We start from the raw sequence: 16,525 nt of genomic DNA on the forward strand, positions 1-16,525 counted from the left end.
TTAAATTACCTGTTTGTTATTATGCTTAGAAAATAAGCTTAAGTGTATTGGAGGACCGATGCTTAAATCTTTGTACGTAATACTATCAGTAAGTTTACTCAGTGGCTGTACTGCAGTTGGCTTAGTTGCAGATGGAATTGGCGGACGCACGAGTCAGGCACAGCCGGCAAGCGCTTATGCAGATAAAAAAGATAATGACCGAGTTAACTATGGCATGACCATGACGATGCTAGGTTATGAAATCGACAAAGCGATTATTGAAGGCCTAGAGAGCGGTAGTAAAGACAAAGACGTTGAGCTTAAATGTCGTCAAATTAGTCGCGCAGTAAAAGAATGTGTTGAGGTTAAAGCTGAGCCAAAAAAAAGACCTACATTAATGGATAGTTTTAATAATGAAGATTAGCTTTTCAAAACTTGTTATTTGCTTAGTAAGCTACCAATTAGTGGGGTGTACAGTGGCGGGGTCAATAGTTGATGGCTATGCAAAAAACTCACAACCAACAAATCTTGCAACTACAAATGCAAATCAAACTAACAGTACTGTAACCGATGCTGAGGGCTTTTCATTCGCAAAGTTAGGCTTTGAAATTGATAGCGCTGTTATTGGTTTACTCAAACCAAAAGAACAACAACCGCAATTAGTTTGCAGGCAAATTACACGCAGTATTAAAGAGTGTGAGGAAGTTAAGCCCTCACACTAAAAATTAAGTATTAATCACAGATACTTTTGATGAAACATCAAGTGTTCGTCAATAAAGCTGCTGATAAAGAAGTAACTATGATCATAACCCGCGTGCATGTTGATCTCAGCTGGGTAATCTTTTTCGTTTACGACAGCAAATAAGTTCTCAGTTTTGAGTTGCTCAGTTAAGAAGTTATCGGCCTCACCTTGATCAATACGCATCGGTAAATAATCATCAGCGGTAGCTTTTTTCATCAATTCACAGCTGTCGTATTCAAGCCAACTTGCTTTATCACTACCTAGGTAATTACTAAACGCTTTTTCACCCCAAGGGCAATTAATCGGGTTCACAATCGGGCTAAAAGCACTGGCGCTGACGTATTGTTTAGGGTTTTTAAGCGCAATCATCAATGCGCCGTGACCACCCATAGAATGACCAGCAATGGCTTTTTTAGTCGTCACAGGGAAGTGTGCTTCGATAAGTGCAGGTAACTCAGAAACCACATAGTCGTACATGTTGTAGTGCACATTGTAAGGCGCTTGAGTCGCATTGACATAAAAACCAGCACCTTGACCAAAATCGTAATTTTCATCGTCAGGCACATTTTCACCGCGCGGGCTAGTATCTGGAGCGACAATCGCAATACCTAGTTCAGCCGCTTTTTTAAATGCTCCGGCTTTTTGCATAAAGTTTTCATCTGTACAGGTTAAACCTGACAACCAATACATCACTGGCACTTTATTCGTTTCGCTGGCACCTGGCGGTAAAAAAATCGCAAAGCGCATAGCACAATGTGTGCTGCTAGCTTGGTGGGTATATTGTTTATGCCAGCCACCGCTGACTTTTGTTGAGCTTATGTTTTCTAGCATAACCAAATCCTTGAAACAAAGGCGCTAGGAGTCAACCTAGCGCCAAATTAAAAGATTAATAATGAATAACTGAACGGATGCTCTTACCTTCGTGCATTAAGTCGAAAGCTTCATTGATATCTTCAAGTTTCATGGTGTGTGTGATGAAATCGTTTAACGCAAACTCACCATTCATATATCGCTCAACAATCTCTGGTAATTCAGAGCGACCTTTAACGCCACCAAATGCACTACCGCGCCATACACGACCTGTTACTAGTTGGAAAGGACGAGTAGAGATCTCTTGGCCTGCACCTGCAACACCAATGATTACTGATTCACCCCAACCTTTGTGACAACACTCAAGAGCAGAACGCATTACATTAACGTTACCGATACATTCAAATGAGAAATCAACACCACCGTCAGTCATTTCAACGATAACTTCTTGGATTGGTTTGTCGAAGTCATTTGGATTGATTAAATCAGTTGCACCTAGTTTAGTAGCAAGATCAAACTTACTGGTGTTGATATCAACACCAATAATACGGCCAGCGCCCGCCATTTTCGCACCGATAATCGCCGATAAACCGATACCACCTAAGCCAAAAATAGCCACTGTATCGCCTTTTTGAACTTTTGCTGTTTTAGTAACAGCACCCATGCCGGTTGTTACACCACAACCAAGTAAACAAATTTCTTCAAGAGGCGCTTCTTTGCTTACTTTAGCAAGTGAAATCTCTGGTAATACAGTGTACTCAGAGAAGGTAGAGCAACCCATGTAGTGATAAATTGGTTGACCATCTTTATAGAAACGCGTTGTGCCATCAGGCATTAAACCTTTACCTTGCGTTTCACGTACCGCAGAGCATAAATTTGTTTTGCCCGATTTACACATTTTACACTCGCCACATTCAGCAGTGTAAAGAGGAATAACATGATCGCCTACTTCAACATGTGTTACACCTTCACCTACGGCTTCAACAATACCGCCACCTTCATGGCCAAGGATTGCTGGGAAAATACCTTCAGGGTCTTCACCAGATAAAGTAAATGCATCGGTATGACAAACACCTGTAGCAACAATCTTTACAAGCACTTCGCCTTTTTTAGGCATCATTACATCCACTTCTTCAATTGATAGTGGTTGATTTGGACCCCAAGCGATAGCCGCTTTTGATTTGATAAAATCAGTCATAACGTTCCCTTATAGTTGTTGGAAGTAAGTATTAAACTTAGTCTATTTTATTTGTTTCTCAATGAATGATAATCTTCGTTTTATTAAAACACTTTTACAGTATGGTAATAATGAATCGTTGGCACGGAATTGATGAGTTTTTAGCGGTAGCAGAAACAGGCAGTTTTACAAAAGCAAGTAAACTACTGGGTATGTCTGTGGCCCATGTAAGCCGGTATGTGAGTCAATTAGAAGAGCGATTAAACACACAATTGTTAACCCGAACAACCCGTAAAGTGGTGCTAACGCAAGAAGGGCAGGTGTTTGCGCATCAAACTAAACAATTACAGCATGCCATGGATGATGCCACGGCACTGCTTGCAGAGCAGCAACTGACACCAAAAGGTAGTATAAAACTAACAGCTCCTGTGATGTATGGTGAAAGTTTCATCATGCCTGCGGTACATTCGTTTATGCAAAAGCACCCAGATATTGAAGTGATCAGCCATTTAAGCAATGAGCAAGTCAATCTACTAGAAGATGGGTATGATCTCGCTATTCGCCTTGGTCATTTAAAAGATTCATCTTTAAAAGCACGGCGCATTAGTCAGCGCAGGCTTGTTATTTGTTGTAGCTCTGAATATATCAATAAATTCGGCCAACCACACAGTGTGAGTGAATTACATCAGCACAATTGCCTGATTGGTAATAACAGTTACTGGCGGGTAAAAGAGCAGGGTCAAGATAAGCACATCAAAGTGGCAGGGCGTTTGGCCTGTAACAGTGGTTGGGCATTGGTTGACGCTGCAATAAAAGGGTTAGGCATCGTGCAACTACCAGATTACTATGTCAATGACCACCTAGCCAATGGCAGGTTGAGTGCTGTACTTTCGAATGTTGCACCGGCACCTGAAGGTGTATGGGGGGTGTATCCACCAAGGCAGTTTATCGCAACCAATGTAAAAGCATTACTTGACCATCTGGTTGCTACTGTTCAAGTATCAGATTTATAATTATTTTTTACAATTTCGCGCATCCCATGCTAGCTAAATCTATGCTAATATGAGCGCATATTTAGCCCTTGGAATACCCATAATTTATTATGTTTCAACCTGTTAGCCTTTTTATAGGGCTGAGATATAGTCGCTCCTCAAAGGGCAATGCCTTTATCTCATTTATTTCATTTTTCTCTATCGCGGGCATTGCTATTGGTTTAATGGCCTTGTTTACAGTCAGTTCAGTAATGAATGGTTTTGAGAATAACCTTAAAACCAACATGCTTGGTTTAATTCCTCATATTGAAGTATCAGCCGAAGATAACTCGAAAGAAACCATGCTGCAGTTAAAGCAGCAACTAGCAAATTCTCAAGATGTTAAACAAGTTAACCTATACCGCCATGGCGAAGCCATTTTACAAACTAACCAAGATTTGCATGGCGTATTGTTACAAGGCCTTTATGATGAAGGAAGCTCCATCTATAACGTAAAAGATAAAATTGTTGCCGGCAATTGGTCACAAGTAATGGACAGCAACTACCATATTGCGATTAGCCGCTACTTGAGTCGAAAATTGGGTATTTCTCTTGGGGATAAAGTACGGGTTATCATGCCTAATGCCAGTTCGTATACCCCCCTTGGTCGAGTACCGAGTCAGCGCTTGTTTACCGTTGCTGCACTTTATGAAACACAGTCAGAAATTGATATGTCATTAGCATTTACCAGTGGCTATTCGTTAGGCAGAGTTTTAAAACTAGCAAAATCAGCAGCCCCTAATTTGAGTGTATCGCTGTATGAACCATTTGCTGTTGAGCAAGTATTGCAATCGCAGTTAGCTATTTTAAACGATTACACAGTGACTGACTGGCGAGCTAGCCAAGGCACACTATTTGCCGCTGTGGCAATGGAAAAGCGCATTATGTCGATGTTACTTGGCTTAATCGTGCTCGTTGCAGTGTTTAATATCATTTCAGCATTAACCATGATGGTCAGTGAGAAGCAAAGTGAAGTCGCTATTTTACAAACACTGGGTTTAACTCCGTTACAAGTGCAGCACGTGTTTATGATCCAAGGCTTATATAACGGCCTTATCGGTACCAGTATTGGTGCGTTACTTGGTGTGCTATTAAGTAGCAACATTAATGAATTGTTGAATATGTTAGGCATCAATTTACTAGCGGGCGTGAGTTTACCCGTTAAATTTGATGTTATAAGTTTGAGTTTTATTGCCGCAGGGAGTATTGCGATGAGCTTTTTAGCTACCTTGTATCCTGCCAGAAAAGCTGCAAAAGTGAATCCAGCAGAGGTATTACGTTATGAGTGATTTAGTTATCAATTGTCAGCAGTTAAATAAAGTCTATCAAGATGGCGATAACGAGGTTGCGGTATTAAAAGGGGTTGATTTAGCACTTAATCAAGGCGAAATGTTAGCTGTTGTAGGGAGCTCTGGCTCAGGAAAAAGTACCTTATTGCATATATTAGGTACCTTAGATAACGAAAGCTCAGGCAAGGTTGAAATTAAAGGTCAGCAGGTTTCTAAATTAAACCGTAAACAACAAGCCAGTTTCCGAAATGAAAATTTGGGCTTTATTTATCAATTCCATCATCTATTAATGGAATTTACTGCCATCGAAAATGTTGCAATGCCATTATTAATTAAAGGCTTAAGCGCAAAAGCGGCAACCGAAAAAGCCCGTAACATGCTAGATAAAGTAGGGTTATCTCATCGTAGCGAACATAAACCTTCGGCGTTATCAGGTGGTGAGAGGCAGCGGGTTGCAATAGCACGTGCATTAGTAACCGAGCCTGCTTTGGTGCTTGCCGATGAACCAACCGGTAACCTAGATAAACAAAACGCAATTAAGATTTACGATTTAATTAAAGAATTAAATACTAGCTTAAAAACCAGTTTTGTTGTGGTAACCCATGATTTAGAACTTGCAGATAAACTAGGCAAAATTGCCTATTTAGATGATGGTAAGCTCGCAATTAAAGAGTCTCAGCATGTTGCTTAGTGCCTTTATTTCAAAACGCTTTCGTGCCCATAGTGGCCAAAAAGACGGACAAAACGGTTTTGTTAGTTTTATCGCTAAAGCATCGACAATCGGCATTCTTTTAGGTGTCGCTGTGCTAATTGTTGCTTTATCAGTTATTAATGGTTTTGAGCAGCAGCTAGTACATCGGCTTTTATCGGTCGTACCTCAGGTTGAATATGTTGCGCCTAACAAACCAATCAATAATTGGCAGTCAAAAGTTGCTCTACTGCGCTCTCAAGCCGGTGTAACAGGTGCTGCGCCGTTTATTAGTGTCAACGGCATGGCGCAATATAAAAGTGAGTTAAAAGCAGTTGAAGTGCGTGGTGTAAGCCCTGAATTTGAAAACCAAGTGTCGGCGTTAAATCAATTTACAGAAGGGCGCTTAGTTAGCCAGCTACAACAAGAAGATGTGCTTTTAGGCCAACAAATCGTTAACCGATTGGGCCTTAAAATTGGCGACCCAGTTACCTTATTAATCCCACAGATAAACCAGCAAAGTAATACTTTATTGGCGCCAAAGCGTGTTAGCTTGAATCTTGCGGGTATTATAAAAATGGGCGGCCCAATTGATGAAACAGCGGCTTTTATTCGCCTTGATAAAGCGCAAAGTGTGTTGAGTTTTGAGCAAAACCAAGTAACCGGTTTACGATTACAAGTAGCTGATGTGTTCGCGGCCCATCAAACGGCGATGCGTGTGGGGCAAGTTATTCCTGATTATGTCTATGTCTCAAGTTGGTTTAGAACCCAGGGTAGCTTATATCAAGATATTCAAATGGTTCGCACTATTGTGTATATCGTGGTGTTTTTAATAATTGCGGTAGCGAGTTTTAATATTGTTTCGTCTTTAGTGATGGAAGTACGTGAAAAACAGGCAAATATCGCAATTTTAAAAACCATGGGCGCACAAGATAGCACCATTTTAGCAACCTTCGTAATGCAAGGTTTTACACAAGCTTTAATTGGTGTGATCTTAGGCACAGTTATCGGTGTAATGCTTGCGTTAAACATCAGTGAACTGTTCACTTGGGCAAGTAACTTATTTGGCGATAACCCATTACAAGGGGTTTATTTTATTGAGTTTTTACCCAGTAAACTAGTTTGGCAAGATATTGTTATCACGGTAATTGTTACTTTTGTTCTCGCTATTTTGGCTACCTTATATCCTGCGTGGCAAGCAACCCGAGTTGACCCTGCAAAAGTTCTTGGTAATTAAGGAGTGTTTATGGATAAGCAACGCATTATCGATTTTTGGTTTAATGAATTAGGACCAGAAGTTTGGTATCAGCAATCAGACGAAGTTGATGCCTTAATTACACGTGAGTTTTCAGAATGCCTTTTGCAGGTTATCGCTGGCGAACATGCAGATTGGCGAGTTGATGCTCAAGGCTCTTTAGCTGAAATTATCGTGTTAGATCAGTTTTCACGCAATATTTACCGTAATACAGCAAAGGCGTTCAGCCAAGACCCACAAGCATTAAGTCTAGCGCAAAGAGCCATTGAATTAGGTTTTGATAAAAAGTTACCTAGCTCTCAAACTGCGTTTATTTATATGCCGTATATGCACAGTGAATCGAAAGTCATTCATCAGCAAGCTGAGCAATTGTTTAAAGGCATGAGTAATTATGAATTTGAACTAAAGCACAAAGTGATTATTGATAGGTTTGGTCGCTACCCACATCGCAATAAAATTTTAGGTCGTGAATCAACAGCTGAAGAGCTGCAATTTTTAACAGAGCCTAACTCATCTTTCTGAGTTGATTGAATAGTACGCATGTAAATTTAAATGCTCTTTGATTGCCCGTAAACACTTGCACAGCGCCATTTTAAACCTTAAAGTGTCAGAAATGTTGTAAAAGAGTAACTACCATGGAACAAAAACAAGCAAGACCATTAACACCAGAAGAACAAGCCGAAGCGCAAAAACAAAGTGTTATTTGGCAAAGAGAATGTTTCCAAAATGCACAAAAGCATTTAGCTGAAAAAGGCGTTATTCCGCAAACTGTTGTAGAAAAAGAAAGCCGTTTTATCGCCCCATTAGTAGCGATTTGGAAATTTAAAGCACAAAACGGTAAGAGCTATTGGGTGATCACCGGTCGTTTACCTACCGATCACGCTGAAGCAAGTGCAGCAAATAATGCACGTGAAGTATTACGTTATTTCTCAATGCAGTGGCAAATGAAGGCTGATCAGCTAATGCAATCAGGTGCGGTAGATAAAACCAAAGTTGATTTTGCTAACCTGTTAATCAACCGTGCTCATGGTTTATATGAGCTATTTGAAAAAGAAGAAATGTGGCAAAACGAGCCTGCATAACTTCTAATAAGAAAGCTGAATAATGTTATTCAGCTTTTTTATTTAACATATACCTTAATGCACCAAAGTGAATGGCCGCGTATCAAATTGCTTAATAGGGCAGAGCATTCGCTGCCTTGGAATACCAGCCTCCATAAATACTAAGCCATCAGCCGAAAAACCATTTCGTTTAAATCTATCTACTTCGTTCAATATGCAATTAATGCTGACGCAATCACAGCCTTGCTTTTCAGCCATGCCTACTAAGTAATTCAATAATGATTTGTAAACCGAACGGTTACGATGTTCAGGTAAAACTGCAATACGCCCAATGAGGCCATCATTACATAAACGCCCAGTGGCAACTGGGCATTTACACTCGTCGGTCACGAGTACGTGATGTGCTGTTTTATCTAAATGATCAAACTCAATGTCTTTAGGAATATGTAGTTCGCATACAAATACTCGCTCTCTGATCTGTTGTAAGAGTTCCTTGTCGATACTCCATTCAACTTCATCTATTTGATAGCTCATAAACACACGCTCCTAACAAAACCAAATACCCTCATTTAAAAGTGTAGTAAAGGTTTTCAAGAAAATGTGATTATTTTTTGAACTATTTATATCGGCAGCGGTCAGCCAGGTTTGATCTGTGAGCTTTGTTATTAATTCAAGGTCAGTTAAATCATGCATATAATTAACACCATTAATACTTAAAAGTATTTTATCGTCAATTACTTGATAAATGGCACGGGTACCACCTAAACGCTCAAAAACAACGTCCTCATCATTAAGTAAGTCATTTACGTCATCTAGTGTATATGGCTCCTCTAAAGGCGCTAAATCCATGTCATGTTTTGGCTGACTCATACTGTTACCAAGCCAAGTCTTGAATACTGCGTCATCATTAATCGCAGCAATCATAAGTTGCTTCACTTTTTCTGCTTCAGTTTGGTTAAGTTCACCTTTAGATGAACGCAACTTAAGCTCTGCATCACCATATCGTTGATTACCAAGCTCAGTATCGATGAGGTGATCGGCAAATTGTGATAATAAATCGCGTTGATTTGGCGCTCTAAAACCTACAGAGTAATTAAGTGCATTTTCAACTGCGTAACCTTCATGTGGGCAACCTGGTGGAATATAGAGAATATCTCCCGGCTCTAACACACAGTCGATCACGGCAGGAAATTGTTCAACTTGTAACAGGCTCTTATTTTGTGCAAATTGCTTTAAGTTCGCATCAGGTAAACCAACTCGCCAGTGGCGCTTTCCTTCACCTTGAATAATAAACACGTCGTATTGATCTAAATGCGGACCCACGCCACCACCCGGGGTAGAGTAGCTGATCATTAAATCATCGATACGCCAGTTTGGAATAAAGCGAAATGGCTCCAGTAGTTGCGCTGCATCGCTATGCCAATGGTCAACTGCTTGCACCAGTAATGTTGAGTGCTTTTCAGTTAGCAAGCTAAAGTCTTCAAAAGGACCATGGTATGCTTGCCAATCATCTGAGTGATTGGTCACAATACGTGATTCAATGCTTTCTTCCATGGCAAGACCGGCCAATTCTTCGGGCTCAATCGGATCTGAAAAATCCTTGAAGCCTTGCTTTATAAGTAATGGTTTTTTCTGCCAATACTCAGCTAAAAATTGCTCTTGGGTTAATGAGTTGATGGTTAATTGATACATAACATGACCTAAGCGAATTGATATAAAAAAAGCGAAAGGAAGGCCTTTCGCTTTTTTAAGTCTTAATTTGAATTTAAGCTAAGTTGTCGATGAACTCAACAGCACGACCAATGTAATTAGCCGGAGTTAATTTTTTCATTTCTACTTTTGCTTCTTCAGGTAACTCAAGACCATCGATGAAATCAGCCATGATTTCTTGGTTTACGCGCTTACCACGAGTAAGGTCTTTAAGTTTTTCATATGGCTTTTCGATACCATATTTACGCATAACTGTTTGGATTGGCTCTGCTAGTAATTCCCAGTTTTGGTCTAGCTCTGCTAATAAACGCTCTTCGTTTACTTCAAGCTTGCTAACACCCTTTAATGTCGCTTGGTAAGCGATAAGTGTGTAGCCCATACCAACACCTAGGTTACGTAATACTGTTGAGTCAGTTAAGTCACGTTGCCAGCGAGAAACAGGTAGTTTTTGCGCAAGGTGAGTAAAGATAGCATTAGCAATACCTAAGTTACCTTCAGAGTTTTCAAAATCAATCGGGTTTACTTTGTGAGGCATAGTTGATGAACCAATCTCACCTGCGATTGTTTTTTGTTTGAAGTGGTTAAGTGCAATGTAGCCCCAAACGTCACGGTCAAAATCAAGTAATACAGTGTTGAAACGTGCAACTGCATCGAATAACTCAGCAATGTAATCGTGTGGCTCGATTTGTGTTGTGAACGGGTTGAATGTTAAACCTAGGCTCGTTACGAACTGCTCAGCGTGGCTGTGCCAATCGTAATCTGGGTATGCACTTAGGTGAGCGTTGTAGTTACCTACAGCACCGTTGATTTTACCTAACATTTCTACGTTAGCAATTTGGTCACGTTGACGCTTTAAGCGCATGTAGACGTTTGCAAACTCTTTACCCATTGTAGAAGGAGTAGCTGGTTGACCGTGGGTACGTGTCATCATCGCAACTGACTTGTACTCAACTGCTTTTTCTTTTAATGCATTTAGAAGTTGGTCACAGTATGGAAGTAATACTTTGTCACGCGCTTCAGTAAGCATTAAACCGTGAGACAGGTTATTGATGTCTTCTGAAGTACAGGCAAAGTGAATGAATTCGTTAACTGCGTTAAGCTCTGCGTTATCAGCTACTTTTTCTTTAAGTAGGTATTCAACTGCTTTTACGTCATGGTTAGTTGTGCGCTCGATCTCTTTAACGCGTGCTGCATCAGCTTCGCTAAAGTTATCAACAATGGCATTAAGTAAAGCATTAGCCTCGTCGCTAAATGCCGGTACTTCTTTGATTGCGCTAGCTGCAGATAAAGCTTGTAACCAACGAACTTCAACAGTTACACGGTATTTGATTAAACCAAATTCGCTGAAAATGCTGCGTAGTTCCGTGGTCTTGCTGCCATAGCGACCATCTACCGGAGAGATAGCGGTTAACGCTGAAAGCTCCATAATGACTCCTAAATTGTCTAGTTTGAACGATAATTAAATTGATTGTTTAGCAATGGCGAGGATTTTTCTTTTTGCAAAGAAAAAGTGACGGCGTTTCCCGCCCATTTGTCGCCATAACACGGCACTACGAATTCCGGCCAATAATAGGGCACGAATTTTGTTTTGCGTGAGCTGCTGTTTTAATAATTCTGGCTTGCCATACACTTGAATACGATGCCCAAGGGGGCTTAGCACCGATGAGTAAATATCAGCAAGCGCTGCTACTACAGTATCATCTGTGATAGCAAAGTGGTCGAGGCGACGTTTAACATCATCAATGCGACGACCTAATTCATTTAAGCTGTTTTGTTTTGAACTTAATGCACGTTCTAATTGCATTAAACCACCCACATATTTTACGATTTCGACGTCTTTGTCTGCGCCGGCAGAAAGCTGTGCAATCAAAATGCGATAGCCTTCACGTAAATTATGTTTACCCTGATACACGTCTTCAGGGCTATTTGGTGATGTTTCGACAATACAGTTTAGTAATTTTTCTAATTCGTGATCACTGCCTTGGCCATATTGCGCAACTTTTTGTACTTGTTTAGCAACTTGACACATGGCAGCTAAAGCCATGACTTGGTGCTCTGTCATTATTTGATCACCGAATCAATAATACCACCACCTAAACATACTTCGTCAGCGTAGAATACGGCTGATTGGCCCGGTGTCACTGCTTTTTGTGGCTCATCAAATAATACGCGTGCCATACCATCTTCACCAACAAGTAAAGTACAGCTGATATCTTCTTGGCGATAACGAGTTTTAACAGTACAGCGTGTGGTCCCTTTAGGGCCTTCGCGGTCAACCCAGTGAAGCTGGTTTGCATTTAAACCATTGCTGTACAGGCGAGGGTGGTCTTTACCTTGACCAACCACTAATACGTTACGATCAACGTCTTTATCAACTACATACCAAGGTTCACCCGAACCTTCTTTCATGCCACCAATTAATAGACCTTTACGTTGACCAAGTGTGTGGTACATTAAACCTTCGTGATCACCCACTTCATTGCCATCGGTATCTTCAATTTTACCTGGCTGTGCTGGTAAGAACTTCTGTAAGAAGTCTTTAAATTTACGCTCACCAATAAAACAAATACCGGTACTGTCTTTTTTATCGTGAGTGATTAAGTCTTGCTCTTCAGCGATGCGGCGTACTTCAGGCTTAGCAATATCGCCAACAGGGAAAAGTGTTTGCCCAATATGCTCATGGCTTAGAGTGTATAAGAAATAGCTTTGATCTTTGTTGTCATCAAGGCCACGACACATTACAAATTTATCACCGCGCTTTTCACGGCGAACATAGTGGCCAGTAGCGATGTAATCAGCACCAAGTGCTTGTGCTGCAAATTCTAAAAATGCTTTGAATTTGATTTCTTTATTACACATGATGTCTGGGTTTGGCGTACGGCCTGCTTTGTACTCTGCTAAAAAGTACTCAAACACGTTGTCCCAGTATTCGGCTGCAAAATTTACAGTGTGAAGCTCAATACCTAGCTTATCGCACACAGCTTGTGCGTCTTGTAGGTCTTCAGCTGCAGCGCAATATTCATCATTATCGTCTTCTTCCCAGTTTTTCATGAACAGGCCTTCAACTTGATAGCCTTGTTGCTTTAATAAATACGCTGATACAGAAGAATCAACACCGCCGGACATACCCACGATGACTTTAATGTGACTATTTTCGCTCATAATATTCGCTGTCATTTTTTAACTGCTATGGAAAGGCCGATATTATATACCCAAACCACCTCAAGATGCGAGTTTCAGTTGGAATTAAAAGCGATTTAGGCAAGGCATTGATTGCAAGTAATAGTGGTTTGGGCATAGCAAACTTTTAGACACCCAAACCAGCTAAAATCACAGCGGTTATTGGTAAATTAAACTAAGTGGGTAGGCTTTACCAGCTAAATGATCTTCAATGCATTTTAAAACCAGAGGGCTTCGAAGTGGCAGGTTTTTAATTTGCTCAAGGCTAAACCAATCTGCGCTAAGAATGTCATCATCTTGGGGAGATGGTTCAAATAGCTCTGGGCTATTAAAAGCAAAGCTAAAACGCATATAGTGAACGCCATTTGCGGCATGCAAATTATAAATGCCAACAAGGTGACTGGCATTAAGGCTAATGCCTGTTTCTTCAATAAGTTCGCGATGAGCTGCTTCTGCTAAGGTTTCATTGGCTTCTAAATGACCCGCAGGCTGGTTATAGCAAATATCACCTGTGTGTTTATCGCGCTCTTTAACAAGTAAAAATTTGTCTTGGCATATGACGATGGCGGCCACTGTGACATTGGGTTTATGCATCAGGGTTGTTCACAACTTTAAACTGGCCATTCTCTAATCCATCAAGGGTATAGTTACCAATGCTGTAACGAATTAATCGCAAAGTAGGGAAGCCAACATGCGCTGTCATACGGCGAACTTGGCGATTACGCCCCTCAGTGATAGAGATTTCTAACCAACTGGTTGGAATGTTTTTACGCTCGCGAACGGGCGGGGTACGTGGCCAAATTGACGGCTCGTCAATACGCCTAACTTTGGCAGGCTTGGTTATGCCATCTTTAAGCTCTACACCTTTGTTAAGTGCAAAGATAGCCTCATCAGTAACATCACCTTCTACTTGCACCCAATAAGTTTTAGCTGTTTTTTTATTGGGTTCAGTGAGTGTGTGTTGTAATTTACCGCAGTTGGTAAGGAGCAAAAGTCCTTCGCTATCTCTGTCTAGGCGTCCTGCTGCATATACGTCTTTAATAGTAATAAAGTCGGCAAGCGTTTTGCGGTTTTGATCATCAGTAAATTGGCAAAGCACATCAAATGGTTTGTTAAATAGCACCACTTTGCGCTGCTCAGGGCTAATTGCTTTTTTAACTTGGCGTTTTTGAGTCGGCCTTGAATAAGTTCGACCGCTACTGCGACGTGGTTTGCTATTGGCTTTATTAACCATTAAATACACCTAGCCGGTTTAGGTAAACCTGCAATTTTAGTCGCTTGCTTTGCTGGGCCTTTAGGGAATAGCTTATACAAATACATGCTATTACCTTTTTCTTCACCTAGCTTTTGGGCCATTGCTTTGACCAGCATGCGTATTGCAGGGCTAGTGTTGTACTCTACGTAAAAATCACGCACAAAATGCACAACTTCCCAGTGCTGCTCACTTAAGGTTATGTTTTCTTGTTCAGCAATAATAGGTGCAAGCTCTTCACACCAATCATTTGAATCAAGTAAATACCCTTGTTTGTCTGTTTCTATCTGTTTGTTATTAAATTCAAGCATGGTTTACCAAGTAATCGTGTTTTTTGCGTTTAAAGTCAATTCTACAAATTGTGCATAGTTTATTGCGATATCGCCTTGATTAAATGAAATATCACGGGCTACAGCGTCTTCTTCAAGTAAATGAATTGCTGAAGAGAATTGCTTAAACTGCATGTTGTTATAACAAGCGTCACTAACAAGTAGCACTGTATCTTGCGAAGAAATCAAATTTGCCAACATATTATTGCAATAGTGAGCTAAGGGTTTTGAAAAAATATGCAAGGTACTCATAAGGTCACCACTTGATGCTGCTCTGTAATTAATTCACGCTGTTGCTCAAAGTTAGCTACTTTAACATCGATAATCAGACTATCTTCTGAAAGGTTAAAATCCATTAACGACTTTTCACATACATATATGTTTTCAACATCGTATAACTCAAGGGTTTTAATGGTTTTAAAATAGTTTTTTATGCCAAGTTGCTCTGGCTGTTGATTTTTTTTCAAAGCTAAAACAGCCTCACCACTTAGAAGCCAACTAATGTTTTGTTCAATAGCAGCAAAAATCAGTGTGGTGTCGAGTGAGTCACGAATATGTTGATCATCAAATGGACTATGTTGGCTTATTACTAAAATGTTTTTCATTTAAATTGCACCCATTTATCCGCTTCACTGACAAGCATCGCAAATTCTGCAAGCCCTGCGACGGTAAACACGCCTGTGTTATCGATATCTAAACCACGCTTTTCAGCAGCAGTGACACATAGCAGTAGAGGGATCTCTTGCTCACTTAACGACTGCCACAAACGATTAATTGGAAGCTCGTCGCTGGCAAGTTCTAAATGGTTACTTGCGTGGTAAACACCAGCTTGATAAAGAAAGATAGCTGCAATTGAGTGACCAGAGTCAAGACAGGCCTGTGCAAATTTAATTAGCCGTTGAGTTGTGTCGTGATCGGTCGGCGCGGTATGAAGAGAAAGTACAAATTGTGCCAAAACGCATCCAATAAAAAAGCCCCTAGAAAGGGGCTATTTTAGCAGAACTATTTAATTAGTCATCACTTGCACCAAGTAGGTGAAGAAGAGACGTAAATAAATTATACACGTTCAGGTATAAAGCAACTGTTGCGCGAATGTAATTAGTCTCGCCGCCATTAATAATGCGGCTAGTATCAAATAAGATTAAACCAGACATGATTAGCACAACTGCAGCATTAATAACCATAAAGGTAATTGAGCTGCCAATAAATAAGTTAACTAGGCTTGCAATAATAACCACGATTAAACCTACAGTTAAAAAGCCACCCATAAATGAGAAGTCTTTTTTAGTGGTAAGCGCATAAGCCGACAAACCAAAGAAGATTAACGCAGTAGAGCCTAACGCTTGCATAATAAGCATAGGACCATTTGGCATTGCAGCGTAGTAGTTAAGCATTGGACCAAGTCCTGCGCCCATTAAACCTGTGAAAACAAATACCCAAGCAACACCTGATGCACTGTCTGCTTTTTTGTGAACAACAAAAAGTACACCGAATGCAATCAAACTAAATACTAACCCCATAAAATAAGGTAGATTCATTGCCATTGATATACCTGCTGTCACTGCGCTAAATGCCAGTGTCATCGCCAGTAAGAAATAGGTATTCTTTAAAACTTTATTGGTTTCAATAGTCGACATTACTGGTCTTGCAGTATTGTACGATTGATTAAACGCCATTGTTAGAGCTCCTTTAAATGAACTTATACGTTCGTTAGTTCCAATTATTAAACTGAACTAAGCCTATCAAGAGTTATATATTTGGGCAAACTATTGTGGATCAATAGACAAGATAAATAATCGAAAAGTTCAATGTTGCGCACAATCTAAACGCTACTGTATTAATGCTGAGCAAATTAATTGTTTTTTAATCACTTAAACAGTTTTTTGAAAAAAAAGCTTCACAAGCACGGCCGCTTTATCTATTATGCACGCCGTCGGAGAGATGGCAGAGTGGTCGAATGCACCGGTCTTGAAAACCGGCAGGGGTTTGTAGCCCCTCTAGGGTTCAAATCCCTATCTCTCC

General features: G+C 40.4%; 22 protein-coding genes and 1 tRNA gene. 9 read left to right on the forward strand and 14 right to left on the reverse strand.

Going from position 1 to position 16,525, the window contains the following annotated elements:
* Positions 1-58: 58 nt before the first annotated feature.
* Positions 59-403: a hypothetical protein gene (locus AN394_RS04085; RefSeq protein WP_054561615.1), complete on the forward strand. Its 345-nt coding sequence runs from the start codon at positions 59-61 to the stop codon at positions 401-403.
* Positions 393-701 carry a hypothetical protein gene (locus tag AN394_RS04090; RefSeq protein WP_055020863.1) on the forward strand — a complete coding sequence of 103 codons (309 nt, stop codon included), beginning with the start codon at positions 393-395 and terminating at the stop codon, positions 699-701. The genes AN394_RS04085 and AN394_RS04090 overlap by 11 nt, the downstream gene beginning before the upstream one ends.
* A gap of 14 nt (positions 702-715) precedes the next feature.
* Here the strand turns inward: AN394_RS04090 and fghA are convergent, their stop codons facing one another.
* On the reverse strand, positions 716-1,552 hold the full coding sequence (gene fghA, locus AN394_RS04095) for an S-formylglutathione hydrolase (RefSeq protein WP_054561613.1): 837 nt from the start codon (positions 1,550-1,552) through the stop codon (positions 716-718).
* Positions 1,553-1,607: 55 nt separating this feature from the next.
* Positions 1,608-2,729 (reverse strand): S-(hydroxymethyl)glutathione dehydrogenase/class III alcohol dehydrogenase, encoded by a 1,122-nt coding sequence (locus tag AN394_RS04100; protein ID WP_054561612.1) that lies wholly within the window; start codon positions 2,727-2,729, stop codon positions 1,608-1,610.
* Positions 2,730-2,839: 110 nt separating this feature from the next.
* Between AN394_RS04100 and AN394_RS04105 the strand changes: the two genes are divergently transcribed.
* The 6 genes from AN394_RS04105 (at position 2,840) to AN394_RS04130 (ending at position 8,053) form a co-directional block, all read left to right on the forward strand.
* Positions 2,840-3,721 carry a LysR family transcriptional regulator gene (locus AN394_RS04105; protein ID WP_082401569.1) on the forward strand — a complete coding sequence of 294 codons (882 nt, stop codon included), beginning with the start codon at positions 2,840-2,842 and terminating at the stop codon, positions 3,719-3,721.
* A gap of 89 nt (positions 3,722-3,810) precedes the next feature.
* Positions 3,811-5,028 (forward strand): lipoprotein-releasing ABC transporter permease subunit, encoded by a 1,218-nt coding sequence (locus AN394_RS04110; protein ID WP_054561610.1) that lies wholly within the window; start codon positions 3,811-3,813, stop codon positions 5,026-5,028.
* Positions 5,021-5,719: a lipoprotein-releasing ABC transporter ATP-binding protein LolD gene (gene lolD / locus AN394_RS04115; protein WP_054561609.1), complete on the forward strand. Its 699-nt coding sequence runs from the start codon at positions 5,021-5,023 to the stop codon at positions 5,717-5,719. Before AN394_RS04110 ends, lolD begins: the two co-directional genes overlap by 8 nt.
* Positions 5,709-6,953 carry a lipoprotein-releasing ABC transporter permease subunit gene (locus AN394_RS04120; protein WP_054561608.1) on the forward strand — a complete coding sequence of 415 codons (1,245 nt, stop codon included), beginning with the start codon at positions 5,709-5,711 and terminating at the stop codon, positions 6,951-6,953. Before lolD ends, AN394_RS04120 begins: the two co-directional genes overlap by 11 nt.
* Positions 6,954-6,962: 9 nt before the next feature.
* Complete coding sequence (locus tag AN394_RS04125) at positions 6,963-7,493, forward strand: DUF924 family protein (RefSeq protein WP_054561607.1); 531 nt, start codon at positions 6,963-6,965, stop codon at positions 7,491-7,493.
* A gap of 113 nt (positions 7,494-7,606) precedes the next feature.
* Positions 7,607-8,053 carry a DUF4826 family protein gene (locus tag AN394_RS04130; protein ID WP_054561606.1) on the forward strand — a complete coding sequence of 149 codons (447 nt, stop codon included), beginning with the start codon at positions 7,607-7,609 and terminating at the stop codon, positions 8,051-8,053.
* 54 nt (positions 8,054-8,107) lie between these two features.
* Here the strand turns inward: AN394_RS04130 and AN394_RS04135 are convergent, their stop codons facing one another.
* The 12 genes from AN394_RS04135 to AN394_RS04190 form a co-directional block, all read right to left on the reverse strand.
* On the reverse strand, positions 8,108-8,566 hold the full coding sequence (locus AN394_RS04135; protein WP_054561605.1) for a GNAT family N-acetyltransferase: 459 nt from the start codon (positions 8,564-8,566) through the stop codon (positions 8,108-8,110).
* A gap of 12 nt (positions 8,567-8,578) precedes the next feature.
* Positions 8,579-9,724, reverse strand: a complete 1,146-nt coding sequence (locus AN394_RS04140; protein WP_054561604.1) for a cupin domain-containing protein — start codon at positions 9,722-9,724, stop codon at positions 8,579-8,581.
* A gap of 73 nt (positions 9,725-9,797) precedes the next feature.
* Entirely contained in the window at positions 9,798-11,168 is a 1,371-nt protein-coding gene (purB, locus tag AN394_RS04145) for an adenylosuccinate lyase (RefSeq protein ID WP_054561603.1), read from the reverse strand.
* Positions 11,169-11,201: 33 nt separating this feature from the next.
* Positions 11,202-11,804, reverse strand: a complete 603-nt coding sequence (hflD, locus tag AN394_RS04150; protein ID WP_054561602.1) for a high frequency lysogenization protein HflD — start codon at positions 11,802-11,804, stop codon at positions 11,202-11,204.
* On the reverse strand, positions 11,804-12,904 hold the full coding sequence (gene mnmA / locus AN394_RS04155; RefSeq protein WP_054562001.1) for a tRNA 2-thiouridine(34) synthase MnmA: 1,101 nt from the start codon (positions 12,902-12,904) through the stop codon (positions 11,804-11,806). The genes hflD and mnmA overlap by 1 nt, the downstream gene beginning before the upstream one ends.
* 177 nt (positions 12,905-13,081) lie before the next feature.
* On the reverse strand, positions 13,082-13,516 hold the full coding sequence (locus AN394_RS04160; protein ID WP_055020864.1) for an NUDIX hydrolase: 435 nt from the start codon (positions 13,514-13,516) through the stop codon (positions 13,082-13,084).
* Complete coding sequence (locus AN394_RS04165) at positions 13,509-14,156, reverse strand: rRNA large subunit pseudouridine synthase E (protein ID WP_055020865.1); 648 nt, start codon at positions 14,154-14,156, stop codon at positions 13,509-13,511. The genes AN394_RS04160 and AN394_RS04165 overlap by 8 nt, the downstream gene beginning before the upstream one ends.
* Complete coding sequence (locus AN394_RS04170; protein WP_054561599.1) at positions 14,156-14,485, reverse strand: TusE/DsrC/DsvC family sulfur relay protein; 330 nt, start codon at positions 14,483-14,485, stop codon at positions 14,156-14,158. Before AN394_RS04170 ends, AN394_RS04165 begins: the two co-directional genes overlap by 1 nt.
* Before the next feature lie 3 nt (positions 14,486-14,488).
* The gene (locus tag AN394_RS04175; RefSeq protein ID WP_055020866.1) at positions 14,489-14,755 is read right to left on the reverse strand and encodes a DsrH/TusB family sulfur metabolism protein; all 267 of its coding nucleotides are present in this window, start codon (positions 14,753-14,755) and stop codon (positions 14,489-14,491) included.
* On the reverse strand, positions 14,752-15,108 hold the full coding sequence (gene tusC / locus AN394_RS04180; protein WP_054561597.1) for a sulfurtransferase complex subunit TusC: 357 nt from the start codon (positions 15,106-15,108) through the stop codon (positions 14,752-14,754). Before tusC ends, AN394_RS04175 begins: the two co-directional genes overlap by 4 nt.
* Positions 15,105-15,458, reverse strand: a complete 354-nt coding sequence (tusD, locus tag AN394_RS04185; RefSeq protein WP_054551401.1) for a sulfurtransferase complex subunit TusD — start codon at positions 15,456-15,458, stop codon at positions 15,105-15,107. Before tusD ends, tusC begins: the two co-directional genes overlap by 4 nt.
* 55 nt (positions 15,459-15,513) lie before the next feature.
* On the reverse strand, positions 15,514-16,179 hold the full coding sequence (locus tag AN394_RS04190; RefSeq protein ID WP_054561596.1) for a Bax inhibitor-1/YccA family protein: 666 nt from the start codon (positions 16,177-16,179) through the stop codon (positions 15,514-15,516).
* Positions 16,180-16,438: 259 nt separating this feature from the next.
* Between AN394_RS04190 and AN394_RS04195 the strand changes: the two genes are divergently transcribed.
* Positions 16,439-16,525, forward strand: a tRNA-Ser gene (locus AN394_RS04195).

This window comes from Pseudoalteromonas sp. P1-26, assembly GCF_001401795.1.
In the GTDB taxonomy this organism is placed as follows: domain Bacteria; phylum Pseudomonadota; class Gammaproteobacteria; order Enterobacterales; family Alteromonadaceae; genus Pseudoalteromonas.

Coding starts and splice junctions, on each gene's coding strand:
- AN394_RS04085 (WP_054561615.1), top strand. CDS start 59: ATGCTTAAATCTTTGTACGTAATACTATCAGTAAGTTTACTCAGTGGC.
- AN394_RS04090 (WP_055020863.1), top strand. CDS start 393: ATGAAGATTAGCTTTTCAAAACTTGTTATTTGCTTAGTAAGCTACCAA.
- fghA (WP_054561613.1), bottom strand. CDS start 1,552: ATGCTAGAAAACATAAGCTCAACAAAAGTCAGCGGTGGCTGGCATAAA.
- AN394_RS04100 (WP_054561612.1), bottom strand. CDS start 2,729: ATGACTGATTTTATCAAATCAAAAGCGGCTATCGCTTGGGGTCCAAAT.
- AN394_RS04105 (WP_082401569.1), top strand. CDS start 2,840: ATGAATCGTTGGCACGGAATTGATGAGTTTTTAGCGGTAGCAGAAACA.
- AN394_RS04110 (WP_054561610.1), top strand. CDS start 3,811: ATGTTTCAACCTGTTAGCCTTTTTATAGGGCTGAGATATAGTCGCTCC.
- lolD (WP_054561609.1), top strand. CDS start 5,021: ATGAGTGATTTAGTTATCAATTGTCAGCAGTTAAATAAAGTCTATCAA.
- AN394_RS04120 (WP_054561608.1), top strand. CDS start 5,709: ATGTTGCTTAGTGCCTTTATTTCAAAACGCTTTCGTGCCCATAGTGGC.
- AN394_RS04125 (WP_054561607.1), top strand. CDS start 6,963: ATGGATAAGCAACGCATTATCGATTTTTGGTTTAATGAATTAGGACCA.
- AN394_RS04130 (WP_054561606.1), top strand. CDS start 7,607: ATGGAACAAAAACAAGCAAGACCATTAACACCAGAAGAACAAGCCGAA.
- AN394_RS04135 (WP_054561605.1), bottom strand. CDS start 8,566: ATGAGCTATCAAATAGATGAAGTTGAATGGAGTATCGACAAGGAACTC.
- AN394_RS04140 (WP_054561604.1), bottom strand. CDS start 9,724: ATGTATCAATTAACCATCAACTCATTAACCCAAGAGCAATTTTTAGCT.
- purB (WP_054561603.1), bottom strand. CDS start 11,168: ATGGAGCTTTCAGCGTTAACCGCTATCTCTCCGGTAGATGGTCGCTAT.
- hflD (WP_054561602.1), bottom strand. CDS start 11,804: ATGACAGAGCACCAAGTCATGGCTTTAGCTGCCATGTGTCAAGTTGCT.
- mnmA (WP_054562001.1), bottom strand. CDS start 12,904: ATGAGCGAAAATAGTCACATTAAAGTCATCGTGGGTATGTCCGGCGGT.
- AN394_RS04160 (WP_055020864.1), bottom strand. CDS start 13,516: ATGCATAAACCCAATGTCACAGTGGCCGCCATCGTCATATGCCAAGAC.
- AN394_RS04165 (WP_055020865.1), bottom strand. CDS start 14,156: ATGGTTAATAAAGCCAATAGCAAACCACGTCGCAGTAGCGGTCGAACT.
- AN394_RS04170 (WP_054561599.1), bottom strand. CDS start 14,485: ATGCTTGAATTTAATAACAAACAGATAGAAACAGACAAACAAGGGTAT.
- AN394_RS04175 (WP_055020866.1), bottom strand. CDS start 14,755: ATGAGTACCTTGCATATTTTTTCAAAACCCTTAGCTCACTATTGCAAT.
- tusC (WP_054561597.1), bottom strand. CDS start 15,108: ATGAAAAACATTTTAGTAATAAGCCAACATAGTCCATTTGATGATCAA.
- AN394_RS04190 (WP_054561596.1), bottom strand. CDS start 16,179: ATGGCGTTTAATCAATCGTACAATACTGCAAGACCAGTAATGTCGACT.